The organism is Streptomyces sp. CNH189 (assembly GCF_000527195.1).
This window is the reverse complement of record NZ_AZUS01000009.1, coordinates 167730-193759: the sequence shown is the minus strand read 5'-3', so window position 1 is coordinate 193759 and position 26030 is coordinate 167730. Positions and strand designations below refer to the sequence as shown.

Sequence of the window (26030 nt, the reverse complement as noted above, 5' to 3'; positions counted from 1 at the left end):
TGGCATGAACACTTCCACTCAACACGCGTAGGCGGTACGACGGTTGAGGCAGAGATCCTGCTAAAGGGAGGTTCCATGAGACGTTCCCGACTTGTTCTCTTCCTCGGCACTCTCCTCCTCGCCGTCACCACCGCCCTCACAGGGGCGGCCGCGGCGCACGCGTCACCACAGACGGCCCCCGGGCCGTACGTGGCCCTCGGCGACTCCTACTCCTCCGGTGTCGGCGCCGGCAGCTACATCTCCTCCAGCGGCGACTGCAAGCGCAGCACGAAGGCCCACCCCTACCTCTGGGCGGCCGCCAACTCACCCTCGTCCTTCTCCTTCACCGCCTGCTCGGGCGCCCGAACGGGTGATGTCCTCTCCGGGCAGCTCGGCCCGCTCTCCGCGAGCACCGCCCTCGTCTCGATCAGCATCGGCGGCAACGACGCCGGTTTCGCCGACGTCATGACGACCTGTGTGCTCCAGTCCGACAGCTCCTGCCTCTCCCGCATCGCCACCGCCCGTGCCTTCGTCGACTCGACGCTGCCCGGCAGGCTCGACGGCGTCTACACGGCCATCCGCGACCGCGCACCCAACGCCCACGTCGTGGTGCTCGGTTACCCCCGCTTCTACCGGCTCGGCGCCACCTGCATCGGCCTCTCCGAGACCAAGCGGAAGGCGATCAACGACGCCTCCGACCACCTCAACACCGCCATCGCCCAGCGCTCCCGGGCGTACGGCTTCACCTTCGGTGACGTCCGCACCACGTTCACCGGCCACGAGATCTGCTCCGGCGACTCCTGGCTGCACAGCGTGGACTGGCTGAACATCGGCAACTCGTACCACCCGAAGGCCTCCGGACAGTCCGGCGGCTACCTCCCCGTGCTCAACTCGGCGGCCTGACCCCGCGGGCCCAATACCCGCCGCCGTCCGCACCGGACGCCGAGGCGGAGGCCCCGTCCGGCGGGGTCTCCGTCTCGCACACCACCGAGAACGGCACGGTCTTCGACGTCGCCCGCACCGGCTGGCGCACCTCGACCCCGATCCGGCTGTGGAACGTGCCGCTCTCCGCGTACGTCCGCACCACCACGGTGTCCTGCCGCGTCCTCCCGCCGTCCGCGGGGAACGACAGGGTCCGCCAGCCGTGGTCCACCACCGAACCGTCCTCGGCCGCCCAGCGGTAGGAGACCTCGGCGGGCAGCCGGTTCACCGTGAACGTCGCCGTGAACGCGGGCGCCCCGTCCTCCGGTGGCGGACAGGCCCCGGAGTACTCCGTGTGCGCGCCGGTCACCGTGACGGACACGGTGAGCGCCGAGGGAGTGGTCTCCCCTTCGTGCCCCTCGCCGCCACCGTCCCCGTCGTCCCCGTCGTCCCCGTCGTCCGCCGAGGACGAGTTGGTGGCCGGGTCATCCGTGCGCCCCGTCCCGCCGGCGCCCTCGTCGTCGGTGCCGCCGCTCCGGGCGGGCGAACTGGCCCCGCCGGCGCCGGCCTCCGGTCCACCGTCGTCCCGGTTCAGCAGCGCGTACGACAGCCCCGCCAGCGCGAGCGCCAGCAGCACCACTCCCGCGACCAGCAGCACGGCACTCCGGCGACCGCGCCCGGGCGGGGCGGCGGGCGCCGTGGCGGTCGTCGGCGTCCCCGTCACGGGCGTCCCCGCGACCGGCGCCGCGGAGGCCGACGCCGCTGCCCCGGAGTACGGCGGCAGCGGAAGCGCCGCCACCGTCGGGGCGTACGACGAGGCCGTACGCCCCGTGTCCGCGTCCGGCGAGCCCCCGGCGCCGACGACCCGCAGATCCCGCAACGCCTGGTCGGCCGGCAGCCGTCCGGCGGGATCCTTGCGCAGCAGTCCCTCGATCACCGGCCCGAGCGGACCCGCCCGGCGCGGCGGCGGCAGCTCCTCGTCGACGATCGCCCGCAGCGTGCTCAGCGGGGTGTCCTGCCGGAACGGGGACTGGCCCTCGACCGCCGCGTACAACAGCACACCGAGCGACCACAGGTCCGACTCCGGGCCCGGGGTGCGGCCCAACGCCCGCTCCGGCGCCAGGAACTCCGGCGACCCGACGACCTCGCCGGTCATCGTCAGCGCGGAGCTGCCCTCGACCATGGCGATCCCGAAGTCGGTGAGCACCACCCGGCCGTCGTTCGCGATCAGCACGTTGGCGGGCTTCACGTCCCGGTGCAGCACTCCCGCCGCGTGCGCGGCGCGCAGCGCGGCCAGCACCTCCGCGCCGATGTGCGCCGCCCGCCGAGGCGACAGCGGGCCCTCGGCGTCCAGCACCTCCGCCAGCGACAGACCGCGCACCAGCTCCATGACGATCCACGGCCGTCCGTCCTCCGTCGCCACGTCGTACACGGTGACCACGTTGCGGTCGGTGATCCGGGCCGCCGCCCACGCCTCCCGTTCCAGACGCGCGTACATCCGCTCCACGTCGGACGCCGGCAACCCGGCCGGGGCGCGCACCTCCTTCACCGCGACCTCGCGGTGCAGCACCTCGTCGCGGGCCCGCCACACGGTGCCCATGCCGCCCTCGCCCAGCGGCGACAGCAGCCGGTAGCGGCCGGCGATCATCCGCTCACTGCCCGGTTCTTCGGACACGGCGCCCCCATTCGCGTCCGGGCGAATTCACCCTTTCCTCATGAAAGTAGCTCAGCCGAGTGCGGATGCCGCCCCCCTGAACACCAATCCGGCCCCCAGGACGAGGACGACGCACGCCGAAGCGAGGGGCGCGCTCCGGCGCACCAGCGCCGCCCACGGCGCGCTCGTCCAGCGCGGGCGCCGGGCCAGCAGCCGGGACACGCCCCCGCCCGCCCGCACCACCACGTAGCCGGCGGCGGTGAGGGTGAGGGCCAGGCCGACGCCGTACGCGACGACGAGCAGCAGCCCGAACCAGGCGTGGCCGAGGGCGGCGGCGCCGACCAGCACGACGACGGCGGACGGGCTCGGCACCAGCCCGCCGGCGAAGCCGAGCAGGATCGTGCCGCGGAGGGTGGGCGCGGTGGGGTGGGTGTGCGTCCGGCCGCCGTGGGTGTGCGTGAGGGGGGTGTGGGCGTGCGCGTCGCCGTGGGGGAGGTCGTGGCCGTGGGGGTGGTCGTGTGCGTGGGCGCTGTCGTGCCCGTGCCCGTGCCCGTGCCCGTGGGTATGCGTGTGCCCGTGGGCCTGGTTCCGGTGGTGGCGCAGGGCGCGGCGTACCAACTGGGCGCCGGCCAGGGTGACCAGGGTGCCGCTGGCGACGCCCAGCCAGGCGACCACCGAGGGCGCGGCGGCGGAGCCGGCCGTCACCAGCAGGCCCAGGGCGACCACACCGAGGGTGTGGGTGACCGTCACGGAGGCGGCCATCGGCAGCACGTCACGGAGCCGGGCCCCGCTCCCGCGGGCCGCCGCGGTCGCGGCCATCAGGGTCTTGCCGTGGCCCGGGGCGAGCGCGTGCATCGCGCCGAGGACCACCGCGAGCAGCAGGGCCAGCGCCGCGAGGCCGGCGGTCAGGTCGCGCCGGGCGACGAGGCCGTCCAGCGCACGGGTCCAGCGGTCGGCGCCCCGGGGCAGCACGGCGGCTGCCGGCGCGTCCGCCTCGCTCGTCCCGCCGGTCCCGTCCGCCGCCGGTGCCGGGCCGCCCGGCCGGACGCGCAGGGTCGCGGTCCGGGTGTCGGGCGGGGACGTGAGCCGCCGATCCGGGTAGCGGGTCAGCCGGGCGGAGAGGGAGTCCTCGGGTACGTCCGAGGCGGTGAGCGTCGTACGGTCGCCCCGCGCCGTGATCTCCCGCCAGCCGGGGCCGGACTCCCCGCCCGCCGCGCGGAAGCCGACGGCCACCGTGCGGTCCCGGGGGAGGGGCGCGGTCAGCCGGCACTCCACGCGCAGGGTGTCCAGGCCCGCCTGACCGGGGTTCACCCGCACGTGGGCGGAGCGCACCGTGAGCTCTGCAGGACGCCCGTCGGCGCGTACCGCGCTGTCCCGCGCGGCCGTCGCGCACCGCTGCCGGGCCCAGGCGTCCCGGCCCAGCCGGGTGAGGTCAGGACCGGCCTGGGTGGCGGGGATCTCGGCGAGGTCCTCGACGTGGTGCACGCGCAGTTCGGCGGGCGCCGCCACCAGTCCGTCGTAGCGGTTGACGGTGAAGTTGCCGAGCGGGTGCGCGCTCGCCTCGGCGGCCGGGAGCAGGGCGAGCGCCCCGGCGGCGGTGAGGACCGCGGCGCCGGCGGCGGCGGAGCGGAGCGGGGTCACCGGGCCGCCTCCCGTTCCGTCAGTTCCCTCAGTTCGTTCAGCGCGGTGCGCGCCGCACGGGCGCCGAGCGGGGAGAAGCCCGGGTTCAGCTCCAGGGCGGCGGTGAGGGAGGTGCGGGCGGCGCGGTGGTGGCCGGCGGCCCGCTCGATCATGCCCCGGTGGTAGAGGAAGGCGGCGTCGCGGTAGCCGGTGGCGGTGGCGCGACGGGTGAGGGGAAGGGCCTGTGCGGAGCGGCCGGACCGGTGCAGGGCCCAGGCGAGTGCGTCCGCCGTGTGCACGGTGTGCCGGCGGCCCCACTCGGCGCGGGCCGCGCGCAGCGCCTCGGCGGTGTCCCCGTGGTCGGCGGCGGCGAGCGCGGTGTCCAGGTCGGCGTCGACGCCCCCGGCCCGGGCCAGCGCGGTCCAGGCGTCGACCAGGGCGTACTGCTCGCGCGCCCTCGCGCGGTCACCGGGGCCGCCGCGGGCCTCGTACAGCTCACCGAGGGCGACCAGCGGTCCGGGCAGCGGGGAGCGGGCGACGACCTGCTCCAGCGTGCGGACGGCGCTCGCGCGGTCGCCGCCCGCCGCCTGGGCGCGCGCCCGGCCCTCCAGGGCGGGGAGGTGGGTGTCGTCCGCCGCGAGGGCCCGCGCGTAGTGGTGAAGGGCCGCCGGGTACCGGCCCTGGCCGCGTTCCAGGTTGCCCAGCGCGGTCGCGACGTACGCCACGTCCGCGGCGGAGGCGGCGCCGTCGAGCGCGCGGTGCAGCACCCGCCGGGCGGTGGTCACGTCACCGCGCAGCTCCCGCACGTAGGCGTACCGCGTGAACACGGGTACGCCCGGACGCCTGCGGTCGGCGACCCGCGCGGCCCGCTCGGCCTCCTCGTACCGGCCGAGTTCCACCAGGGCGTCGATCCGGGAGCACAGGGCGCGCTCGCTGTACGGGTTTCGTGCCAGGGCGCGGTCGGCGTGCTCCAGGGCGCCGGGGAAGTCGTGGCGTGCGGCGGCGAGGGCGGCCAGACCGGCGAGCGCCTGGTCGTTGCCGGGACGCTGGGCGAGGGAACGGTCGAGGGCCTCTTCGGCGCGGGCGTAGTGGGTGGGGTCCCCGTCGGTGCGCGCCCGCTCGACCTGGGCGAGGCCCAGGGTGGCCCAGGCGCCGAAGTCCCTGGGCTGGACGCGCAGATGGACCCGCAACGAGCGGATCGCCGCGTCGAGGTCACCCCCGGCGAGCGTCCCGGCGGTCACCGTGCCGGCCGCCGGCGCCGCCGCCCGGGCCGTGTCCCGCCCCTCGTCCCCCACGGCGACGGCTCCGGCGGTCATCGCCACCGCGAGCAGCACGGCACACGAGATCAGATGCAGCCCCCGCCCCCGCCGCGCGGCAGCGGCGAACCGCCGCAAGGCGACCACCCGCTCGCCCCCACCACCGCCCGCGGCCGACACCTCCGCTTCGCCACCGGGTCGCGGCGCGGCGGCAGCGGCCCGACGCCGCCCCGCGAGTGCGCGACCGGCCCCCGGCGCCTGTCGGAACGCGGTCGCCCGGCCCTTCACGGTCGGATCCAGGCTGTCCGGTGCGCTGGCACCTCCGGTGGGCGAGGGACTGCCGCTCGGCGTCCTGCCGCTCCCGTCGGCCGGTCGCGGGACAGCGGGGTGTCCGTGGACGTCCGACGGCACGCCCTCGGCGGGCGGGCACGACGCGGGCCGGTGCTCCACTGCCGGGCGTGGACTGTCCGGCTCGCCCTCGCCCCCGGCACCCGGGTGCGGACCGTCCGGTGCTCCCATGCCCCCCACGCCCGGGCGTGGAACGTCCTGCGCCGGTTCGCCCCGGGGGGCCGGGGCGGCGGCGGGTCGGCCGCTTTCGCGGGCCGGGTCGTTCGTGCGCGGGGGCATGGCTCTCCTCGGTGGTCGGCGGCGCGGCCCTGACGTGGGGGGACGGGAGGGCCGCGCCTGTCGGTGGGGGCGGCCGGAAGTGCCGGCCGCCCGGGGGATCCGGGGCGGCGGTCAGTACGCCCGGCGGCGCATCCGGCGCCACCACATCAGCGCCACGCCGATCAGCAGCAGTCCGCCCGCTCCCGCGCCCGCGGAGGCGGCGACGAGGGCGGTGTCGCTCGTGCCGTCCGTCCCGGCGGGCCGCAGCGCGTCACCCAGCTGGTTGCGCACGTCGTTGCCGCTGTCGACGCCCTTGGCGAGCGGGCCGCGCGACCCCTCCGTGGGGTTCGCCAGGTAGGGGAAGGACGTGCCGAACTCCTTGTCGTTGGCGTCGACCGCGTCCCCCAGGTCGTTCTTCGCCCCGACCAGTTCCCCCTCGACGACCTGGAGCGCGGCGTCGACGACGTCGTCCGTCAGCCGGCGCCCGTTGGGGAAGCCGGCGGTGTCGCCGTCCAGGACGCCCAGCCGCTTCGGCTCGGCGGCCGGTTCGATCGACGTGTTGAGGCGCAGCATCTCCGAAGGGCGCACGTGCGGTGGCTGGTTGAGGCCCTCGACGCCCTTGAGGAACACGTCGACCAGATCCTCGCGCGGCTCCTTCGGTGCCGGGATCTTGTAGATCGCCTCGATCAGCTTCGGCAGCTCCGGCTCGGTGACGTTCTTCAGGAACCGTGCGTCGTCCCACGGCGCGGACGCGTTGAAGGTGTCCTTGTCCCCGATCGGGTTGACGACCTCGTTCACCAGTGGGCTGCCCAGCCGGGACACCTGCACGAAGTGCCCCTCGGCGTTCTCCCGCTGGGTGGTGGACCAGATGCCGACCACCGGTTGGTCCGCCGACTCGGTGATCAGGTGCGTCGGCACCTGCAGCGCGACCGAGTTGACGTTGTAGCCCTTGAGGGTGTCGTTGCCGACCTCGGAGAGGTTCCCGCCGTACAGCAGGTCGAAGACCCGCAGGTCCAGGAAGAACGGGTCGTCGGCCTGCCCGGCGAACGTGGTGGTGCCGCCCGCCAGTTCACGCACCGCCTGCTCGCGCAGGGTGTCGTAGTCCGGCATGGACGCCTTGCCGACGTTCGACGGCGCCACCGGCACGTCGTGCGCGATCGTCGTGCGGGACACGGCGTGCTGGTTCTTCAGCTTCAGCAGCTCGACGTCGTAGGTCTGGGTGATGTTGAGGTCCGGGTCGTCCAGGGCGGTGACCGGCCCGGTGTTGTAGAGGAACGTCTTCCCGTTCTTCACGTGGGTCTTGAAGGTGTAGCGGAACAGCAGCTCGCCCTGGGCGTCACCGTTGTTGTCGATGTGGATGTCGTACTGCGCGTCCTCCGCGAACGTGAAGAAGTTCGGCCCCCCGGCCGGCTCCTCGAACGGGATCCAGTTCGCGATGATCGTCGTCGTGTCCGGCTTGTCGGGACTGACGAACGCGTACAGGTCCGTGTTGTCGTACTGCGGGGTGCCCGAGATCAGCGGGGCCTCCCGGTGGGAGGAGGCGGAGGCCGCCTCGGGTTCCAGCGCGGACACGCCGGCGGCCGCGAGCCCCCCGGCGGCCAGCGCACCACAGATCAGGGTCGCGAGGCCCCTGCGCCCCGCAGCGGTCCTGGAGTTAGGTGTCATGCCGTCCGTCCTCAGTGCCGACTTGCCTTGACGCACTGGGATTCGGAGCCCCGGGCGGCCCGGATTGGCCGGACCGTGAACTTGTTCCCGCACCCCTCCCCGACGGCCGCCGCGCCCGTAGCATTTCTCCCCGCCGACCCGCGTTTTCGGCCCCGTGATCCGTACTTCCCATCCGGAGGCGCGCTCGCTGCGTATGCCTTGTGCGACCGGACGGTCCGACGGGCCGGGAGAGGGGGAGGGGCGTTGGAGGCGGATCAGCTGCTGATCCAGGTGGCCGGCGGCGACCAGAAGGCGTTCGAGGATCTCTACGGGCTGGTCTCCGGACCGGTGTACGGGCTGGTGCGGCGCGTGGTGCGCGACCCGGCCCAGTCCGAGGAGGTGGCCCAGGAGGTGCTGCTCGAACTCTGGCGCTCCGCCGCGCGGTTCGACCCCGGCCGGGGCAGCGCGCTGTCCTGGGTGCTCACCCTGGCCCACCGCCGCGCCGTCGACCGGGTGCGCAGCGTCCGCGCGGCGGGCGAGCGCGAGCAGCGCGAGGCCCGGCGTGGCCACGGACCCGCCTTCGACCAGGTCGCCGAGGAGGTCGAGGCCGGACTCGAACGCGAGTGGGTGCGCCGCTGTCTGGACCGGCTCACCGCACTGCAGCGCCAGTCGGTGACCCTCGCCTACTACGACGGCTACACCTACCGGGAGGTGGCCGAGCGGCTCAAACTGCCGCTGGGCACCGTCAAGACCCGTATGCGGGACGGGCTCGCCCGCCTGCGGAACTGCCTGGGAGGCGCGGCATGAGTCCGTTCGGCCGGCTGTTCTCCCGGGAGGACCTGCACTCGCTCGCCGCCCCCTACGCCCTCGACGCCCTGGAACCCGCCGAGCGGGTCCGCTTCGAGAAGCACCTGAAGTCCTGCGCCCGGTGCGCCGCCGAGGTGCGCGACCTTGCCGAGGACGCCGTCAGGCTGGCCTGGTCCACGGCCGCGCCCGCGCCGCCCGCCCTGCGGGACCGGGTCCTCGCCGCCGTGCGCACCACCGCCCAGGAACCCGCGCCGCAGGGGAAGCCGCGCGCGCGTGAACCGCAGCTGCCGCCCCACGTCTGGGGCGCGGCACCCCCGCCGCGCGTCCGGGAACGCCGGCCGCTGTTCGTGCCGTTCGCCACGGCCACCGCCGCCGCGGCACTTGTCGTCGCCGCGCTGTTCGGAGTGCAGGCGAACCGCACCCAGGACGAACTGAACGCCGCACGCGACCGGACACGTGAGATCGCCCACGTTCTCGCGGCCCCCGATGCCCGCGCGAGCAGCGGCCGGGACGCACGCGGCCGCACGATCGGAGTGATCGCTTCCGTATCGGCTCGCGGTGCCGTCGTCACTCTGGGCGGATACGGCGACCCTCCGAACGGACGTGTGCGCCAGCTCTGGCTCATGGACCAGGACGGCCGGCCCCGCTCCCTGGGCCTCTTCGAGGGCGACACGCCCTTGGTCGCGTCCGGTCTCGACACCTCGGCGACGTCACTCGCGGTAACCGTCGAACCGGACGGCGGCTCTCCGCAACCCACCGGCCAGCCCATCGTCCAACTCGCCCTGAAAACGGTCGGATTCGGAGAGTAATCGTCGAGTGTTCGTCAACACCCTTACGGGGAAGGTGAATCCTGTGGCCTCGATACACGGGTGCCCGTATGGGGCGATAGGGTTACCCTGCCCGGGCCGGGTGGAGTCGTACGGGTGGGGAGTGACATGGAACAGATAACAGTGCGCAGCAGGGCCAGGGTCCCTGCGATCACCTGCGGCAGCAGCGCGAGCAGTTCGCGCCTCGACCGCCATCTCTCGGTCCTCGCGGGGCCGGCGGTCCCGCAGCGGGAGACGGCCGAGGCGACGTCGCTCATGCGTGAGCTGACCGCGCGTGACAGCGCGCACCACGGCACCAGGGGCGCGCGGGCCCGCACAAGCCGCGTCTCGCTCTTCGCCCCGCTGCGCCGACTGCGCCGCTCCCTGTTCGGCAGCCGGTAGCGTCCGCGCCGGACGGTCCAGCCGTCCCGGCGCGGCGCGCCCGCCCGCTCGCCGTCCCCACGGCACACGGCCCCCACTCCGCCGGTCCACACACCCCCGGCACCTCACCCTGCCGACGCCACCGATCCCACCCGGCCGCGACCGCAGGGCCCCATTTCAGTGACCCTCCCGCCCGCACACCCACCGCGGACCCTGGGGCTGCCGTCGCCCCCACGCGCGCACCCGGCGTGACCAAGGGCCCCCTGTCGCCCCTCCCACGCGCGCACCCGGCGCCTCTTCCGTCACCGCTCCCCGTGCGCGTACCGCCGTACCGCGAGCGGAACGAACACCGCGAGCAGCACCGCACACCAGGCCAGTGACCCCGCGACCGGGTGCGCCATCGGCCAGGCCGAGTCCTGAGGTACCGGCGCGTTGCCGAACAGATCCCGCAGCGCCGTCGCCACCGCGCTGATCGGATTCCACTCCGCCACCGTGCGTAGTCCGTCCGGCAGCCCCGCCGTCGGGATGTAGGCGCTCGACAGCAGCGGCAGCAGGAAGGTCGCGCCACCCAGCTGACCGGCCGCCTCCTCGTTCCGCGTCAGCAGGCCCAGGTAGATCCCGGCCCACACGCACGCGAACCGGAACAGCAGCAGCAGACCGATGGCGCCCGCCGCCTCCGGCGCGCCGCCCTCCACCCGCCAGCCCACCGCGAGCCCCACCAGCAGGAACGGCACCGTCCCGGCCGCCGTGACGAGGACGTCGGCGACCGCCTGGCCCGCCGGCACGGCCGCCCGGCTCATCGGCAGCGTCCGGAACCGGTCCGTCACCCCGCGATGGACGTCCTGCGCCGACTGGAACATGCCGGTCATCACACCGCCCGCCGCCGTCGCGACCAGCAGCCCCGGCACCAGGAAGGACCGGTACCCGGCGCCCGGCACGGCGAGCGCGCTGCCGAAGACGTAGCCGAAGAACAGCAGCATGCTCACCGGCATCGTCTGGGTGAGGATCAGCAGTCCCGGGTTGTTCCGCATCCGCCGCAGCTGCCGGCCGAGCATCGCGGTGCCGTCGTACGCCAACGTGCTCATGCGGCACGCTCCTTGTCGCCACAGGGGAGGTCCGCCGGGTCGGCCGGCGGCTCGGTCAGCCGCAGGAACACGTCGTCGAGGGTCGGCGGTCTGAGGCTCGCGTCGACCAGCGGCACGCCGGCCGCGTCCAGCGTGCGCACCAGGTGCGGCAGGGTGAGCGTGGGGTCCCGGGTGACCGCGCCGACCGCGTGCCGTTCGCGGTCCAGCGAGGGCCGCGACCCGGTGAGCCGGTCCAGCACCCCGGCCGCCGCCTCCAGTGTGTGGCCGTCCGCCACCACCACCTCGGCATGCGTCCCCACCAGGGCCTTCAGTTCGGCCGGTGAGCCGGTGTGCGCGACCCGGCCCCGGTCGACGAGCGCGATGTCGTCGGCCAGCTGGTCGGCCTCCTCCAGGTACTGGGTGGTCAGCAGCACCGTCGTCCCCGCGCCGGTCAGCTCCCGGACCACCTCCCAGATCAGGTTGCGGCCGGCCGGGTCGAGCCCGGTCGTCGGCTCGTCCAGGAACAGCACCTCGGGCCGCCGGACCAGGCTCACCGCGAGGTCCAGCCGCCGCCGCATGCCCCCCGACCAGGTGGAGGCGGGACGGTCGGCCGCCTCCGTCAGCCCGAAGCGGGCGAGCAGTTCGTCGGCGCGGGCGGCCGCGCCCCGCGCCCGGTGCAGCCGTGCGAACAGCCGCAGGTTCTGGCGGCCGGTGAGGTCCCCGTCGATCGATGTGTCCTGCCCGGTGACGCCGATCCGGCGCCGTACGGCGGCCGCCTCGCGCAGCAGGTCGTGGCCGGCGACCCGCGCGGACCCCGCGTCGGGGCGCAGCAGCGTGGTCAGCAGCCGGACCGCCGTCGTCTTGCCCGCGCCGTTGGGGCCGAGCAGCCCGCACACCGTGCCCTCGGCCACCGCCAGATCCAGCCCGCGCAGGGCACGCACGGCACCGAAGCGCTTCTCCAACCCCTCACTAAGTACAGCGTACGTAGTAGTCATGGGGTGACCATAGCGCACTACGTACGGTGTACGTAACTACGATGGTGAGCGAGGTGATGACCGATGGCGGGCCGAGCGGCCGAACCCGAAGTGATCTGGGCGCGCCCCGAGCGCAGCGGCCGTGGGCCCCGGCCGGCGTACAGCCGCGCCGACATCGCGGCTGCCGCTGTGCGGGTCGCCGACGCCGAGGGCCTGGACGCGGTGTCCATGCGCCGCGTCGCCGCCGAGCTGGGCTGCGGCACCATGTCGCTGTACAACTACGTCCCCCGCAAGGAGGACCTGCACGAGCTGATGGTCGACGCGGTCGCCGGCGAGCATGAACTGTGGGAGCCGAGCGGTGACTGGCGTGCCGACATGGTGCGGGTCGCCCACCAGAGCCGCGCGCTGATGCACCGCCACCCGTGGCTGCCGCGGCTGATGTCACCGGTGTACGGCTTCAGCCCCAACTCACTGCGCTACCTGGAGCACTGCCTGGCGTGCCTGGACCCGATGCCCGGCCCGCAGGGCACCAAGCTGGAGCTGATCGCGATGCTGAACGGCGTCGTGACGACGTACGTCTCCAACGAGCTGGCCACCGCCGAACGCACCCGCTCGCTGCCCTGGTCGCAGGAGCGGGAGGACGCGGTCCGCAGCGCCTATCTGATGTCCCGCGTCGCGAGCGGCGCGTATCCGAGGATGGCGGCGGCCTTCGCCGAGGACCCGGGCCCGATCGACCTGGAGGCGGTCTTCGAACGCGCCCTCACCCGAGTCCTGGACGGCTTCGACCCCCGCCACTGAGCCCCGCGCGGGCTCGGTGTCAGTGCTTGCGCAGTCGTGCCGCCAGGGCGGCGAGCGTCTGTGCCGTCTCGGCGAGGCTCGCCACGGCGCTCTCCAGGTCCGAGGCGACGAGGGACGCGGCGGCGGGGAGATCGGTGGGGGACGGGACGGCGACGACGGGGGTGCCGCGGTAGCCGATGGGGCCCTCGTTGTGGCGTTGGTAGTAGCCGGTGAAGCCCTGACCGGCGGGACCCTCGAGGAAGCGGACCTGGGCGAGCTGGGTCTCGTGCGCGCCGCCGTTGCGGGTGATCTCCAGACGGAGGTGGCGGTGGGCCTTGGGCGCGCCGCGCAGGGAGAACTCCCGTGCCTTATACCGCCGGTCGAACGTCTCACCCGTGCGGGAGTCCAGCGGTGTCCAGGTGTGGCCGTCGTCGGAGCCGTGGAGGGTCCAGTCCTGGGGGTCGCGGTCGGGGAAGTCGTTCGCCGACACGAGGACGTACGAGGTGACGGTGGCCGGGCGGGCCAGTGCGAAGTCGAGCAGCGCGGTGTCGTCGCCCGCCAGCCACTTGCCGCGGGAGTCGTCGAGGAGGTTGTGGGCGACCTCGCCCGCCGCGACGTGCTCGTCGCTCGTCTCGACCTCGGTCACCTCGGCCTCGTCCTCCAGGGTGTGCAGCACGACCACACCGGAGTTGCCCCGCTGGTCCCGCCAGGTCATCCGCTCCGGGGCGGCCCCGCCGTCGTCCACCAGCAGCCGCAGTTCGTGGGAGCGGTGCCAGCCGCCGCCCCACCCCTCCTCGGTGCGGAAGCGGTGCAGGGACTCGGCCGGTACCTGGTCGACGCCCTCCGGGTAGGCCCAGCGGCCGACGACGCGTCCCCGGTACTCGTGGACCGCGCCGTCCGCGTCACGGCGGCAGCCGTGGAAGTCGGACATGTTCGACTGGAAGCTGATGGCGGTCTCGGCGCCGTCGGTGCCGCGCCAGCCGAGCTGTGCCGGCAGCGCGTGCTCGCCCCGGTCGACGTGGAACAGCAGCCGGGGCGCCGACTGCCAGTGCGCGGAGGAGGAGTGGGCGGGCCGCAGTTCCGTACGGTAGGCGAACACCGAGTCGCGAGCGGCCGCCTCCGTCCGGGCACGCTCCGAACGGCCGCGCTCCCCTACGGGGTCGAGCGTGACCCGGTAGAGCCAGAGCATGGTGCGCGCCTCGGCCGAGGAGCGTATCTCCAGGGTGTTGGTGCCCCGCTTCAGCAGATGCCCGGGTACGGCGAAGACGTTGTCCTGCGGAAGGTCCCCGCCCCCGGGCACGGTCAGGTTCACGGCCACCGGCTCACCCTGCAGTACCACGTCCATCGGGGCGTACCCCAGCGACCTGCCGGCCTTGGACACCAGCGCGGTGACGGTCAGGGTCACCTGCGGAACGTCCTCCGGGTCCGCCACCTCGAACTCCAAGGTCACGCTCCCGCCCGCGCCCAGCGTCAGGTGCGACCCGGCGAACCGGGCCCCGCGCAGCCTGACGTCGGCGTTGGCCAGTCGGGCCGGGTCGGCGGAGAAGTCCGCGTAGGTCGCCTCGAATCCCATGGGTGCAGCAGCTCCTGATGTCCGGTCGGCAGGGCGGCCGTCCGTGCGACGACCGTGATCGGACCCTAGTGCGCCGAACTGACAACGCCGTCGGAGAGCGCCGCGACCGTACGGGGCACCGACGGTCACCAGGCCCTCGCCCCGGTGCCGCGCGTCGCCGCCGTGCACCGGCGCCCTCTCAGATCAGCGCGAGCTGTCCCTCTGGACCCTCTTCGCGGGCGTCCAGGACCGAGGCGGGGCGGCGGGCGGCGGGCGGTACGGGAAGGACGCCCGCCGTGCGCAGGTCGGCCGCGGTGACCGGGGAGGTGACGGGGTGACCCGTCAACTCCTCGCGTAGCGGCCGGAGTTCGGCGAGAAGGGCGAGGACCGTGACCAGTTCCAGCAGCTCCGACGTCCAGCCCTGCGGCCAGTCGGCAGGCCGGATCGCCGCCAGGGTGCCCGGCTCGGCAGGCAGGGTGCGGACCGCGAACCACTCCTCCAGCACCCGCACGCCTCCGGCCGCGAAGTCCCAGGCCTCCCGCGGCACGGGGGAGATCCTGCCCTCGCCCAGGAGCAGCGCCTCCTCGTCCCCGTCGTAGGCGAGAGCGGTCGGCCGGACCGGCAGCGGGGCGCGCACGTACGGGCGGCGGCCGCCCGGCAGCTTGGGGCGCTCCCCGTCGCGGCGCATCAGCCACAGCAGCCGGCGGCCCAGTGACACCCCGCGCCGCCAGGTGTCCGGGTCGGCGGTGAGCGGCACGGCGAGACCGTTCGGGGCCGGGCGGGACACCGCCGTCGCCCAGGCGAGGACGTCGACGGGGGAGACCTCCAGCCCCAGCCGCCCGGCGAGGTGCTCCGTCAGCTCCGGCGCCAGATTGGGCTCGGCGGCGCCCGGCCGGCGGTACAGCGGACGGATCCGGCCCGTGCGCGGGACCGGGAGGAGGGACGTGGCGAGCAGCGGAGGGCCGCCGGGCGTGCCCGGGCCCGAGGCGCGGGGGGCGGCCGTCTCGACGGCGAACACCTGATGCGCGTCCGCCACCCGCCACAGCTCGGGGCGGGGCGCGTCGATCAGCCGCTGGTCCGGGATCAGCCACTGCTCGTCGAACGGGCCGCGCAGCACCCGCACCGGCTCCGGGCACGGTCCCGTGGCACGGGCCAGCCGCTCCGTGCCGCCGTCCTGCCCGGGCAGTTGGCCGACCGCCGTGTGCGGGGTGCGGGAGCGCGTCGGCTGGAACAGGGCCTCTTGGTCCGGTCCCGCGGCCTTCACCAGGGCGTCCCAGCGGGCCTTCAGGGACGCCGCGTCGGGGGCCGCCGGCCACCCCCGGCCGAGCCGCGGCGGTGCGACGGACCACGGCATGAGGTCCGCCAGCAGCGGAGCGTCGTCGTGCGTCACGCTGGGCATCGTACGACCTGACGGCGCCGGGCGGATCAGGTGGCGTCCAGGGTCACCGTGAAGGAGAAGCGGTCGCCCCGGTAGTGGATGACGGCGACGTCCAGGGGCCGTCCGCCGGAGTCGTAGGTGACGCCGGTGTAGTGCAGGATCGGGCTGAGCAGCGGGACCCGCAGCAGCCGGGCCGTCTCCGGGTCCGCGAGCCGCGCCTCCACCGTGTCCGTGATGCGGCCGATGTCCGCGCCGACGGTGTCCCGCAGCACCTTCGTCATCGGCCACCGGACCAGATCCTGCGGATCGATCCGCGCGGCCAGTTCGGGACGCACGTAGTTGCGGGCGTGGTTGGTCGGCTCGCCGGTCTTCTCGTCGCAGCGCAGCCGGTGGTAGCGGGCCGTCTCCGACAGGCCCGGGAAGTGCTCGGCGAACTCCGCCGGCACCGGCGCAGGACCGTGCTCCAGCAGCTCGGTCGTCATGCCGGACTGCTGGGCCACGATCGCGTCGACCGAGCCCAGCAGCCGCACCGGCGCGCCCCGCAGGGCGTCCGGCTCGATGAACGTGCCGCGCCGGCGGTGGCGCGTGATCAGTCCCTCGTCCTCCAGCTCCTTCAGTGCCTGCCGCATGGTCAGCACGCTCACCCCGTAGTGCCCGGCCAGCTGTTCCTCGGTGGGCAGGCGCAGCGGGTCGTGGGGCGAGCGGCCGAGGATCGAGGCGCGCAGCGACTGCGACACCTGATACCAGAGCGGCAACTTGCGGTTCAGGACGATCGAGTCCGGGGCGAAGGAGGTCACGCGCTATCCGTACCGGTCGGAGAACGGTCAGTGCAATGGCCGGAAGTGACGCTCCAGGCCCTGCCACACGTCGTCGTAACCCTGCTGCAGGTGCTCCGCCCGCGCCGCCTGGGGGGTGAGGGACACCGGCCAGCGGGTCTCGAACATGAAGGCGAGACCGTCGTCGATCTTCTGCGGACGCAGCTCCGCCGCGCTCGCGCGGTCGAACGTCTCCCGGTCGGGGCCGTGCGCCGACATCATGTTGTGCAGCGAGCCGCCGCCCGGCACGAACCCCTCCGCCTTCGCGTCGTACGCGCCCTCGATCAGGCCCATGTACTCGCTCATCACGTTCCGGTGGAAGTACGGCGGACGGAAGGTGTCCTCGCCGACCAGCCAGCGCGGGGCGAACACCACGAAGTCCACCCCGGCCAGTCCGGGGGTGTCGCTCGGGGACGTCAGCACGGTGAAGATCGACGGGTCCGGATGGTCGTACGAGATGGTGCCCATCACATTGAAACGGCGCAGGTCGTAGGCGTACGGCACATGGTTGCCGTGCCAGGCGACGACATCCAGCGGGGAGTGGTCGTACGTGGCCGTCCAGAGGTTGCCGCAGTACTTGTTCACCACCTCCACCGGGCCCTCGACGTCCTCGTACGCGGCCACCGGTGCCCGGAAGTCCCGGGCGTTGGCGAGCCCGTTGGCGCCGATCGGGCCGAGGTCGGGCAGTCGGAACGGCGCCCCATAGTTCTCGCATACATAACCGCGCGCGGACTCGTCCAGCAGCTCCACACGGAACCGCACTCCACGAGGGATCAGCGCGATGTGTCCGGGCTCCACATGCAGCAGCCCGAACTCCGTGCGCAGCAGCAGTCCGCCGTGCTCCGGGACGATCAGCAGCTCACCGTCGGCGTCGCTGAACACCCGCTCCATCGAGGCGTTGGCGTGGTACAGGTGCACCGCCATGCCGCTGCGCTGGGTGACGTCGCCGTTGCCGCCCAGCGTCCACAGGCCGGCCAGGAAGTCCGTGCCCCCCGCCGGCTCGGGCAGCGGGTTCCAGCGCAGGCGATTGGGGTCGGGCACCGTCTGGGTGAAGGGCGCCGTGCGCAGGCCGCCGTTGGCGGTGCGGGTGAACGCCGGGTGGGCGGCCGACGGACGGATCCGGTACAGCCAGGAGCGGCGGTTCTCCGCCCGCGGCTCGGTGAAGGCCGAACCGCTCAACTGCTCCGCGTACAGCCCGAGCGGCGCGCGCTGCGGGGAGTTGCGCCCCACGGGCAGGGCGCCCGGGACCGCCTCCGAGCTGTGCTCGTTGCCGAAGCCGGAGAGATGCTCCAGCCCTTCGGCGATCTTGCGCGCCTCCTCGCGATCCGCTGTGCTCACGCGGGCGGTGGCCCCGTCGCTCATGTCCGCTGCTCCCTTGCCGAGCCGATTCCTATGGAACACCGTAGGATTGCGGTTTCACCGGCGCAAGGGTGCCGCGCGATCTCGGCCCCCGGGCCCGCCCTCCCCTCCGACCCGTCCCCTCCACGGAGTACACGGAACCCGACTCCAGGGGGATTCGCGCGTTCGGACCGCTGTTCTACGCTCCCGGACATGACGTGGACGCGGAAGCCGATCATCCTCGCGCTCGCGGTCTGTGTCGCGCTGCTGGCCGGGACCGCGGGCTGCGACACCGGGGCCGGCCAGGGGCCGGACGAGGTGTCGCCCTCACCCGTGGGCCGGCTCCTCGACGAGCGTGACACGGACGGCCGCCCCTACCGCGAGGTGGACGAGGAGGGCGCGCCCCGGGTCACCGTGGAGGTCGCCCCCGACGCCGAGGGCGGCTGGGACGTCCGGCTGCGGGTGCGCAACTTCCGCTTCTCGCCCGACGGGACCGGCCGGCGCGCGGAGGCCGGCCGGGGCCTGGCGCACCTGGAGGTGAACGGCCGCCGCGTCGCCCTGCTGCGCACCCCCGAGTACCACCTCGCCCCCGGCACCGTGTCGCGCGGCACCCACCACGTCACCGCCCGGCTGTACGCCGACGACGGCTCGGTGTGGGCCGTCGACGGCGAGCCGGTGGAGAGCACCGCCGACATCACGGTGTCGGGGCAGGAACCGACCGTGGAACCGAGCGTGGAACCGATCGCCGCGGGCCCCGGTTCACCCGGCGGCCCCGGGCAGGCATGATGACACCCGTGTCCCACCCGACATCGCTCCGCCGGGCGCCCGTGCAGCGGCGCAGCGCCGAACGGCTGGCCAGGATCCTCGACGCCTGCGCAAGCCTCCTCGACGCGGTCGGATACGACGACCTGAGCACCCGCGCGGTCGCCGAGCGCGCCGGGGTGCCCATCGGCTCCGTCTACCGCTTCTTCGGCAACAAACGCCAGATGGCCGACGCGCTCGCCCAGCGCAACCTGGAGCGCTTCACCGAGCGCGTCACCGAGCGGCTCTCCGTCACCGGCGACCGCGGCTGGCGGCACGCCACGGACGTCGTGCTCGACACCTACCTGGACATGAAGCGCACCGCCCCCGGCTTCTCCCTCGTCGACTTCGGCAACCAGATCCCGGTCGGCGCGCGCGGTGCCGAACCCAACCACCGGGTCGCCGGCCGGCTCGCCGCGCTGCTCGCCGGCTACCTGGGCCGCGCCGCCGACGACGAGGACTTGCGCCGCACCTTCCTGGTCGCCGTCGAGACCGCCGACGCCCTGGTCGACCTGGCCTTCCGGGTGGCGCCCGAAGGGGACGAGAAGGTGATCGGCGAGCTGCGCGCGATGCTCCGGGCGTATCTGGCCCGGGTGCTCGACTGACGCGGATCCAGCCCCGTTCCCCGCGCGCCCTCCCCTCCATGCGTACCGGTCGGTATGCTCGGCCCGTCCGTGCGTCACCGACGCCGCCGTACCGGGAGGACCCGTGTCCCGCACCGCCCTTCGTATCTGCCCCCTGTGCGAGGCCACCTGCGGCCTGGTCCTCACCGTCGACGACGGCAAGGTCACCGGCGCCCGCGGGGACCGCGACGACGTGTTCAGCAAGGGGTTCATCTGCCCCAAGGGCGCCGCCTTCGGCGAGGTGGACTCCGACCCCGACCGGCTGCGCACCCCGCTCGTCCGCGTCGACGGCGAACTGCGCGAGGCCACCTGGGAGGAGGCGTTCGACGCCGTCGCCGCCGGACTGCGCGGGGTCGTCGAGCGGCACGGACCGCACGCCGTCGGCGTCGTCCTCGGCAACCCCAACGTCCACACCATGGCCGGCGCCCTCTACCCGCCGCTGCTCATCGGCGGACTCGGCACCCACAGCGTGTTCACCGCCTCCACCGTCGACCAGATGCCCAAGCACGTCTCCAGCGGGCTCCTCTTCGGCGACGCCAACCGCATCCCCGTGCCCGACCTCGACCGCACCGACCACCTGCTGCTCATCGGCGCCAACCCGCTGGAGTCCAACGGCAGTCTGTGCACAGCCCCCGACTTCCCGGGCCGCCTCAAGGCGCTCAAGGCGCGCGGCGGCACCCTCACCGTCGTCGACCCGCGCCGCACCCGCACCGCCCGCCTCGCCGACCGGCACCTCGCGGTCCGCCCCGGCACCGACGCGCTGCTCCTCGCCGCGATCGCCCACATTCTGTTCGACGAGGACCTCGTCGATCTCGGCGCCGCCGCGCCGCACCTCGACGGCGTCGACGAACTGGCCCCCGCACTCGCGGACTTCACCCCCGAAGCGGTCGCCGGCGCCTGTGACGTCGACGCCGCCACCATCCGCGTCCTCGCCCGGGAACTCGCCGCCGCCCCCACCGCCGCCGTCTACGCCCGCATCGGCAGCTGCACCGTCCCGCACGGCACCCTCGCCAGCTGGCTCGTCGACGTCCTCAACGTCCTCACCGGCAACCTGGACCGGCCGGGCGGCGCGCTCTTCCCGCAGGCCGCCACCGACAGGGCCCCGCGCCCCGCCGGCCCCGGTCACGGCTTCGCCCTCGGCCGCTGGCACTCCCGGGTGAGCCGCCACCCCGAGGCCAAGGGCGAACTGCCGCTGTCCGCCCTCGCCGAGGAGATCGACACCCCCACCGACAAGGGCGCGCCGGTCCGCGCCGTCGTCGCCGTCGGCGCCAACCCCGTGCTCTCCGCCCCCGACGGCGACCGGCTCGACAAGGCGCTCGCCGCCCTCGACTTCATGGTGAGCGTCGACCCGTACCTCAACGAGACCTCCCGCCACGCGCACGTCGTGCTGCCGCCGCCCCCGCCGGCCCAGAGCCCGCACCACGACTTCGCGTTCAACACCCTCGCCGTGCGCAACCAGGTCCGCTACACCCGCCCCGCCGTCCCCCTCGAACCCGGCCGCATGGCCGAGACCGAGATCCTCGCCCGGCTCGTCCTCGCCGCGACCGGCATGCACGGCGCCGACCCCTCCGCCGTGGACGACCTGGTGATCCGGCAGACCCTCGGCAAGACCGTCGGCGAACCGCACTCCCCGGTGCACGGCCGCGACCCGAAGGAACTCACCGGCCTGCTCACCGGCGTCAACGGCCCCGAACGGCGGCTTGACATGATGCTCCGTCTCGGCCCCTACGGTGACGGCTTCGGCGCCGACCCGGACGGGCTGACCCTGGAGAAGCTGCTCGCGCACCCGCACGGCATCGACCTCGGACCGCTGCGCCCCCGGCTGCCGCAGCCGCTGAAGACCCGCAGCGGCAAGGTCGAACTGCTGCCCGCACCGATCGCCGCCGACCTTCCCCGGCTGCGGGCCGCCCTGCGTGAACGCCCCGCCGGTCTCGTCCTCGTCGGGCGCCGCCATCTGCGCTCCAACAACAGCTGGCTGCACAACGTGCCCGCCCTCACCGGCGGCTCCAACCGCTGCACCCTGCACCTCCACCCCGACGACGCCGAACGCCTCGGCGTACGGGACGGACAGCCGGTGCGGATCAAGGGGGCCGGGGGAGAGGTGACCGCCCCCGCCGAGGTCACCGACGCCGTGCGCCGGGGCGTGGTGAGCCTGCCGCACGGCTGGGGCCACGACCGGCCCGGCACCCGTACCCGCCACGCCTCCGTGAGCCCCGGCGTCAACGTCAACCAGCTGCTCGACGGCAGCCTCCTGGACCCGCTGTCGGGCAACGCCGTGCTCAACGGCATCCCCGTCGAGGTGGCCCCCGAGACCGCTGACGCACCCGCGGCGCTCACCGCCCTGACCTGAGCAAAGGCGTGACCTGGGGTTTTGCGCTTATTGCTCGCGGTCCCACGTCTTGTTGACGCCGCTTCGCGGTACCTAACGTCGTCACACCGCCGGCCCTGGCGGGAGTTCAAGGGCGAACGTTAGGTGTCCATTCATGCTGACCATCCTCGGCTTCGTCATGATCGCGACCTTCCTGGTCCTGATCATGACGAAGAAGATGTCGCCGATCGCGGCGCTCGTGCTGATCCCCGCACTGTTCTGTGTGGCCGTCGGCAAGGGCGCCCACCTCGGTGACTACGTCATCGACGGGGTGTCGAGCCTCGCCCCGACCGCGGCGATGCTGATGTTCGCGATCGTCTACTTCGGCGTGATGATCGACGTCGGGCTCTTCGACCCGGTGGTCCGCGCGATCCTCCGCTTCTGCAAGGCGGACCCGATGCGGATCGTGGTGGGCACGGCCGTGCTCGCCGCGATCGTGTCGCTCGACGGCGACGGCTCCACCACCTTCATGATCACCGTCTCGGCGATGTACCCCCTGTACAAGCGGCTGGGGATGAGCCTGGTCGTGATGACCGGCGTCGCCGCCATGGCCAACGGCGTGATGAACACCGTCCCCTGGGGCGGCCCCACGGCCCGCGCGGCCACCGCGCTGAAGCTCGACGCCGCCGACATCTTCGTCCCGATGATCCCCGCGCTGCTGGTGGGACTGCTGGGCGTCCTCGGCCTCGCGTACGTGCTGGGACTGCGGGAGCGGCGGCGTCTGGGGGCGCTGCTGCCCGACGAGGTGCTCGTCGACACGAAGGAGACCGTCCTGGTGGGCGCGGGCGGCGGCGACGGGGCCGGCCGTCCGGTGCGGCCGGGCGGCACGGCGGGCGGCGGCACGGACGCGGGTGCCGGGGACCACGCCGGGGACGGCGCCGAGGACGACGACCTCAAGAGGGCCGAGGACGACGACCTCAAGAGGGCCGAGGACGACGACCTCAAGGGGCTCGACCCGGACCGCCCCACCCTGCGGCCGCGCCTGTACTGGTTCAACGCGCTGCTCACGGGCGTCCTCGTCACCGCCATGATCATGGAGTGGCTGCCCATCCCCGTGCTGTTCCTGCTCGGCGCCGCGCTCGCGCTCTCCGTCAACTACCCCCGCCTGCCCGACCAGAAGGCCCGCATCGCCGCCCACGCCGACAACGTCCTCAACGTCTCCGGCATGGTCTTCGCCGCCGCCGTGTTCACCGGCGTCCTCCAGGGCACCGGGATGGTCGACCACATGGCCGGGTGGCTGGTGGACACCGTCCCCGACGGGCTGGGCCCGCACATGGCCCTGGTCACCGGGGTGCTGAGCCTGCCGCTCACCTACTTCATGTCCAACGACGGCTTCTACTTCGGCGTCCTGCCCGTGCTCACCGAGGCCGGGGCGGCGCACGGCGTCACCCCGCTGGAGATGGCCCGCGCCTCCCTCGTCGGCCAGCCGCTGCACATGTCCAGCCCGCTCGTCCCGGCCGTCTACGTCCTCGTCGGCATGGCCAAGGTGGAGTTCGGCGACCACACCCGGTTCGTCGTCAAGTGGGCCGCCCTCACCTGCCTGTTGATCCTCGCGGCCGGAATCCTCTTCGGCACGGTCTGACCGCCTGACCTCGGATTCCCCCTGTCTCAGGAAGGACTTTCGTCATGACGCCCGGTGGGAACCGCGGCTGGCTGCTCCGGCTCGTGATCGCCTTCTCCTTCGCGCAGGGGGCGGTGTCCATGGCCCGGCCCGCCGTCTCCTACCGGGCGCTGGCCCTCGGCGCGGACGAGCGGGCGGTCGGCGTGATCGCCGGCGTCTACGCGCTGCTGCCGCTGTTCGCCGCCGTACCGCTCGGCCGGCGCACCGACCACGGGCGCTGCGCCCCGCTGCTGCCGATCGGCGTGGTCCTGATCTCCGCCGGGTGCGCGCTGAGCGGCGTCGCCGGGTCGCTGTGGGCGATGGCCCTGTGGGGCGGGGTGATGGGCCTCGGGCACCTGTGCTTCGTGATCGGCGCGCAGTCGCTCGTCGCCCGCCGGTCGGCGCCGCACGAACAGGACCGTAACTTCGGCCACTTCACCATCGGCGCGTCACTGGGCCAACTGGCCGGACCGGTCGCAGCGGGGGCGCTGATCGGCGCGGACATGGCCCGCACCAGCGCACTCGCCCTGATCGCGGCGGGAGCGGGCGGCGCCGTCGCGCTCACCTCGCTGTGGCGCATCGAGCAACCGGGGGCGGTGCGACCCCGTACGGCACCGGGCGAGCGGGTGCCGGTGCGAGGCATCCTGCGTGCCCGGGGCGTCCCCGCGGGCATGCTGATCAGCCTGGCGGTGCTCTCGGCGACCGACATCCTCACCGCCTACCTCCCGGTGGTCGGCGAGCACCGGGGGATCGACCCGGTCGTCGTCGGCCTGCTGCTCAGCCTGCGCGCGGCGGCCACGATCGCCTGCCGACTGGTCCTCACCCCACTGCTCCGGCTGCTCGGCCGTACGACGCTGCTCACGGTCACCTGCCTGCTCGCGGCGCTGCTGTGCGCGGCCGTCGCGCTGCCGGTGCCGGTGGGGGTGCTGGCGCCGGTCCTCGCCGCCCTCGGCTTCTGCCTGGGCGTCGGCCAGCCGCTGTCCATGACGACGGTCGTCCAGGCAGCGCCCGCCGCCGCCCGCTCCACCGCGCTCGCCCTGCGCCTGACCGGCAACCGGCTGGGCCAGGTCGCCGCCCCCGCGGCGGCGGGCCTGGTCGCCGGGGTCGCGGGCGTGGCCGCGCCGTTCGTGATGCTGGGCGCCCTGCTGCTGGCGTCCGCGGGGGTCGCCCTCCGCACCCCGTCCGGTCCCGCACCGGACCCCGCCTCGACGGCCCGGCGCGACAGGGACGAACGGGGGCGCCGCACGGCTCGCCGGTCCCCGTGACCCGGATGCCGTGACCTCGAACCGACGGCCTACGGACCCGAACCGACGGCCTACGGACCCGAACCGACGGCCCACGGGACCCGACCGACGGCCCACGGACCCGAACCGACGGCCCACGGACCCGTACCGACGGCCCACGGACCGGGACGCCCGGCACCCGGACCCGCCGCACCGGCACGGCATCCGCGGAGGCCACACCCCGCATACATGCGTCCGCTTTCTCAGTCGGCGGACAGAGCTCCCCGATCGCGTCCGCCGTCTTCCCCGGCCGCCTACTTTCCGTTAGCTTCCGTGACTCACACGCCCCGTACGACCCGCACGAGGCGTCCGACCGCGGAGCAGCAGCGCCCTGATGAGCCCCCGGGGGCACCTTCATGACACGCGCCATCACCCTGCACGACGTGAGCAAGTCCTACGCGCGAGGTGTGCGCGTGGTCGACCGGCTGTCCCTGGCCATCACCCCCGGCGAGTTCCTCGTGCTGCTCGGCCCGTCCGGCTGCGGCAAGTCCACCGTGCTCAGGATGATCGCGGGCCTGGAGGAGATCGACGAGGGCGCCCTCTTCCTCGACGGCGAGTACGCCAACGAACTGCCCCCCTCCGACCGGGACATGGCGATGGTGTTCCAGAACTTCGCCCTGTACCCGAGCATGACCAGCCGGGACAACATCGGCTTCCCCCTGCGCATCGAGGCGCCCGGCGACGACCCGGCGCCCAAGGTGGACGCCACCGCCCGCATGCTGGGCATCCAGGACCTCCTCGACCGCTTCCCCGCCCAGCTCTCCGGCGGTGAACGCCAACGGGTCGCGATGGGCCGGGCCATCGCCCGCCGCCCCTCGGCGTTCCTCATGGACGAGCCGCTGTCCAACCTCGACGCCAAGCTCCGCAACCATGTGCGGGCCGAGATCGCCCAGCTCACCCGGCAGTTGGGGGTCACCACCGTCTACGTCACCCACGACCAGTCCGAGGCGATGTCGCTCGGTGACCGGGTCGCCGTCCTGCGCGGCGGAGTCCTCCAGCAGGTCGGCACGCCGCGCGCGGTGTACTCCCTGCCCGACAACGTCTTCGTCGCCGCGTTCATCGGCACCCCGCGGATCAACCTGCTGCGCGGGCTGATCCGCGCCCCGCTGGGCGGGGCGATGACGATCAGCCTCGGCAAGCAGTTCCTGCGACTGCCCGAACCACTGTCCCTGGACCATCAGTTGCTACGGGTGCAGCAGGGCCGCGAGGTGATCGTGGGCCTCAGGTCCGAGGCCGTGCGGATCGCCAAGCCGTCCGTCGCGCGCCCCGGTGAGGTGGCCCTCACCGGCCTGGTGGAACACCTGGAATTCCAGGGTCACGAGGTGCTGGTGCACTTCAACACCGGCTCCCGCCCCGCCGTCGTCCCCGAACTGGAGGCCCCGCGGCCGGGCCCCGACCGCCCGGCCCGGCGTCGCCGGCGCCAGGGCGGCACGGTGCTGGAACGCCTGCGGGAGCGTGCGGGCGCCCTGCGCACCGGAGCCGTGGCCACCCTGGACGGGAACGAGCGCCCGGAGTCCGCCGGCGACCCCGCCCCCGCCCCCGCCGAACCGCGCGTGCCCGGTGACCTCATCGTCCGCACCACCCCCGACATCAGGCTGCGGTACGGCATGCAGGTCCCGCTGCTGGTCGATCTCGCCCACCTCTTCGTCTTCGACCAGCACGGTCAGCGGATCTGCCCGAACCCGGACCGGCTGCCCGATCTGGAGGAGTGAGCGGAGGCACGCGGCCGACCCCCTGGCGCGGAAAAACTAACATCGCTAGTTTAGGTGTCCGCACAGGACGC

Annotated in this window: 21 protein-coding genes; 11 read left to right on the top strand and 10 right to left on the bottom strand. The window is 74.0% G+C overall.

What is annotated here, in order from left to right:
* Positions 1-75: 75 nt before the first annotated feature.
* The gene (locus B100_RS0114975) at positions 76-882 is read left to right on the top strand and encodes an SGNH/GDSL hydrolase family protein (protein WP_024885257.1); all 807 of its coding nucleotides are present in this window, start codon (positions 76-78) and stop codon (positions 880-882) included.
* Here B100_RS0114975 and B100_RS0114970 read toward each other — a convergent pair.
* The 4 genes from B100_RS0114970 to B100_RS0114955 all read right to left on the bottom strand — a co-directional run bounded on the left by B100_RS0114970 (position 866) and on the right by B100_RS0114955 (position 7701).
* The gene (locus B100_RS0114970) at positions 866-2548 is read right to left on the bottom strand and encodes a serine/threonine-protein kinase (protein ID WP_051489998.1); all 1683 of its coding nucleotides are present in this window, start codon (positions 2546-2548) and stop codon (positions 866-868) included. The two genes, B100_RS0114975 and B100_RS0114970, sit on opposite strands and share 17 nt — an antisense overlap.
* 78 nt (positions 2549-2626) lie before the next feature.
* Positions 2627-4195, bottom strand: a complete 1569-nt coding sequence (locus tag B100_RS0114965; RefSeq protein WP_024885255.1) for a HoxN/HupN/NixA family nickel/cobalt transporter — start codon at positions 4193-4195, stop codon at positions 2627-2629.
* Positions 4192-5610, bottom strand: coding sequence for a tetratricopeptide repeat protein (locus tag B100_RS0114960; protein ID WP_037722831.1), 1419 nt, complete (start codon positions 5608-5610; stop codon positions 4192-4194). The genes B100_RS0114965 and B100_RS0114960 overlap by 4 nt, the downstream gene beginning before the upstream one ends.
* Positions 5611-6168: 558 nt before the next feature.
* A complete protein-coding gene (locus B100_RS0114955; protein ID WP_078540925.1) occupies positions 6169-7701 on the bottom strand; it encodes a DUF4331 domain-containing protein in 1533 nt (510 codons plus the stop codon).
* Between the two features lie 243 nt (positions 7702-7944).
* Here B100_RS0114955 and B100_RS0114950 point away from each other — a divergent pair, with 243 nt between their 5' ends.
* The 3 genes from B100_RS0114950 (at position 7945) to B100_RS0114940 (ending at position 9695) form a co-directional block, all read left to right on the top strand.
* Positions 7945-8487 carry a sigma-70 family RNA polymerase sigma factor gene (locus B100_RS0114950; RefSeq protein ID WP_024885252.1) on the top strand — a complete coding sequence of 181 codons (543 nt, stop codon included), beginning with the start codon at positions 7945-7947 and terminating at the stop codon, positions 8485-8487.
* Complete coding sequence (locus B100_RS0114945) at positions 8484-9296, top strand: anti-sigma factor (protein WP_024885251.1); 813 nt, start codon at positions 8484-8486, stop codon at positions 9294-9296. Before B100_RS0114950 ends, B100_RS0114945 begins: the two co-directional genes overlap by 4 nt.
* A 126-nt stretch (positions 9297-9422) precedes the next feature.
* Positions 9423-9695: a hypothetical protein gene (locus B100_RS0114940; protein ID WP_024885250.1), complete on the top strand. Its 273-nt coding sequence runs from the start codon at positions 9423-9425 to the stop codon at positions 9693-9695.
* Positions 9696-9976: 281 nt separating this feature from the next.
* On the opposite strand, the gene B100_RS0114935 is transcribed toward B100_RS0114940, so the two are convergent.
* Complete coding sequence (locus B100_RS0114935; RefSeq protein ID WP_024885249.1) at positions 9977-10759, bottom strand: ABC transporter permease; 783 nt, start codon at positions 10757-10759, stop codon at positions 9977-9979.
* Positions 10756-11733, bottom strand: a complete 978-nt coding sequence (locus B100_RS0114930) for a daunorubicin resistance protein DrrA family ABC transporter ATP-binding protein (RefSeq protein ID WP_024885248.1) — start codon at positions 11731-11733, stop codon at positions 10756-10758. The genes B100_RS0114935 and B100_RS0114930 overlap by 4 nt, the downstream gene beginning before the upstream one ends.
* Positions 11734-11796: 63 nt before the next feature.
* Here B100_RS0114930 and B100_RS0114925 point away from each other — a divergent pair, with 63 nt between their 5' ends.
* A complete protein-coding gene (locus tag B100_RS0114925) occupies positions 11797-12510 on the top strand; it encodes a TetR/AcrR family transcriptional regulator (RefSeq protein WP_024885247.1) in 714 nt (237 codons plus the stop codon).
* A gap of 19 nt (positions 12511-12529) precedes the next feature.
* Here B100_RS0114925 and B100_RS0114920 read toward each other — a convergent pair whose 3' ends face one another.
* From B100_RS0114920 to hmgA, 4 genes are all read right to left on the bottom strand, one after another.
* Entirely contained in the window at positions 12530-14062 is a 1533-nt protein-coding gene (locus B100_RS0114920) for a discoidin domain-containing protein (RefSeq protein ID WP_024885246.1), read from the bottom strand.
* Between the two features lie 178 nt (positions 14063-14240).
* Positions 14241-15440 carry a type ISP restriction/modification enzyme gene (locus tag B100_RS0114915; protein ID WP_024885245.1) on the bottom strand — a complete coding sequence of 400 codons (1200 nt, stop codon included), beginning with the start codon at positions 15438-15440 and terminating at the stop codon, positions 14241-14243.
* 26 nt (positions 15441-15466) lie between these two features.
* On the bottom strand, positions 15467-16216 hold the full coding sequence (locus B100_RS0114910) for a GntR family transcriptional regulator (RefSeq protein WP_024885244.1): 750 nt from the start codon (positions 16214-16216) through the stop codon (positions 15467-15469).
* Between the two features lie 27 nt (positions 16217-16243).
* On the bottom strand, positions 16244-17596 hold the full coding sequence (gene hmgA, locus B100_RS0114905; protein ID WP_024885243.1) for a homogentisate 1,2-dioxygenase: 1353 nt from the start codon (positions 17594-17596) through the stop codon (positions 16244-16246).
* A gap of 189 nt (positions 17597-17785) precedes the next feature.
* Here hmgA and B100_RS0114900 point away from each other — a divergent pair, with 189 nt between their 5' ends.
* From B100_RS0114900 to B100_RS0114875, 6 genes are all read left to right on the top strand, one after another.
* Positions 17786-18358: a hypothetical protein gene (locus tag B100_RS0114900; RefSeq protein WP_024885242.1), complete on the top strand. Its 573-nt coding sequence runs from the start codon at positions 17786-17788 to the stop codon at positions 18356-18358.
* Positions 18358-18978, top strand: coding sequence for a TetR family transcriptional regulator (locus B100_RS0114895; RefSeq protein WP_024885241.1), 621 nt, complete (start codon positions 18358-18360; stop codon positions 18976-18978). Before B100_RS0114900 ends, B100_RS0114895 begins: the two co-directional genes overlap by 1 nt.
* 103 nt (positions 18979-19081) lie before the next feature.
* Positions 19082-21346, top strand: a complete 2265-nt coding sequence (locus B100_RS0114890; protein ID WP_024885240.1) for a molybdopterin oxidoreductase family protein — start codon at positions 19082-19084, stop codon at positions 21344-21346.
* A gap of 133 nt (positions 21347-21479) precedes the next feature.
* Positions 21480-22946: a citrate:proton symporter gene (locus tag B100_RS0114885; protein WP_024885239.1), complete on the top strand. Its 1467-nt coding sequence runs from the start codon at positions 21480-21482 to the stop codon at positions 22944-22946.
* 44 nt (positions 22947-22990) lie between these two features.
* A complete protein-coding gene (locus B100_RS0114880) occupies positions 22991-24229 on the top strand; it encodes an MFS transporter (RefSeq protein ID WP_024885238.1) in 1239 nt (412 codons plus the stop codon).
* A gap of 374 nt (positions 24230-24603) precedes the next feature.
* On the top strand, positions 24604-25959 hold the full coding sequence (locus tag B100_RS0114875) for an ABC transporter ATP-binding protein (protein ID WP_024885237.1): 1356 nt from the start codon (positions 24604-24606) through the stop codon (positions 25957-25959).
* Positions 25960-26030 lie beyond the last annotated feature (71 nt).

Coding starts and splice junctions, on each gene's coding strand:
- B100_RS0114970 (WP_051489998.1), bottom strand. CDS start 2,548: ATGATCGCCGGCCGCTACCGGCTGCTGTCGCCGCTGGGCGAGGGCGGC.
- B100_RS0114935 (WP_024885249.1), bottom strand. CDS start 10,759: ATGAGCACGTTGGCGTACGACGGCACCGCGATGCTCGGCCGGCAGCTG.
- hmgA (WP_024885243.1), bottom strand. CDS start 17,596: ATGAGCGACGGGGCCACCGCCCGCGTGAGCACAGCGGATCGCGAGGAG.
- B100_RS0114975 (WP_024885257.1), top strand. CDS start 76: ATGAGACGTTCCCGACTTGTTCTCTTCCTCGGCACTCTCCTCCTCGCC.
- B100_RS0114885 (WP_024885239.1), top strand. CDS start 21,480: ATGCTGACCATCCTCGGCTTCGTCATGATCGCGACCTTCCTGGTCCTG.
- B100_RS0114915 (WP_024885245.1), bottom strand. CDS start 15,440: ATGCCCAGCGTGACGCACGACGACGCTCCGCTGCTGGCGGACCTCATG.
- B100_RS0114945 (WP_024885251.1), top strand. CDS start 8,484: ATGAGTCCGTTCGGCCGGCTGTTCTCCCGGGAGGACCTGCACTCGCTC.
- B100_RS0114875 (WP_024885237.1), top strand. CDS start 24,604: ATGACACGCGCCATCACCCTGCACGACGTGAGCAAGTCCTACGCGCGA.
- B100_RS0114880 (WP_024885238.1), top strand. CDS start 22,991: ATGACGCCCGGTGGGAACCGCGGCTGGCTGCTCCGGCTCGTGATCGCC.
- B100_RS0114955 (WP_078540925.1), bottom strand. CDS start 7,701: ATGACACCTAACTCCAGGACCGCTGCGGGGCGCAGGGGCCTCGCGACC.
- B100_RS0114900 (WP_024885242.1), top strand. CDS start 17,786: ATGACGTGGACGCGGAAGCCGATCATCCTCGCGCTCGCGGTCTGTGTC.
- B100_RS0114920 (WP_024885246.1), bottom strand. CDS start 14,062: ATGGGATTCGAGGCGACCTACGCGGACTTCTCCGCCGACCCGGCCCGA.
- B100_RS0114930 (WP_024885248.1), bottom strand. CDS start 11,733: ATGACTACTACGTACGCTGTACTTAGTGAGGGGTTGGAGAAGCGCTTC.
- B100_RS0114925 (WP_024885247.1), top strand. CDS start 11,797: ATGGCGGGCCGAGCGGCCGAACCCGAAGTGATCTGGGCGCGCCCCGAG.
- B100_RS0114940 (WP_024885250.1), top strand. CDS start 9,423: ATGGAACAGATAACAGTGCGCAGCAGGGCCAGGGTCCCTGCGATCACC.
- B100_RS0114895 (WP_024885241.1), top strand. CDS start 18,358: ATGACACCCGTGTCCCACCCGACATCGCTCCGCCGGGCGCCCGTGCAG.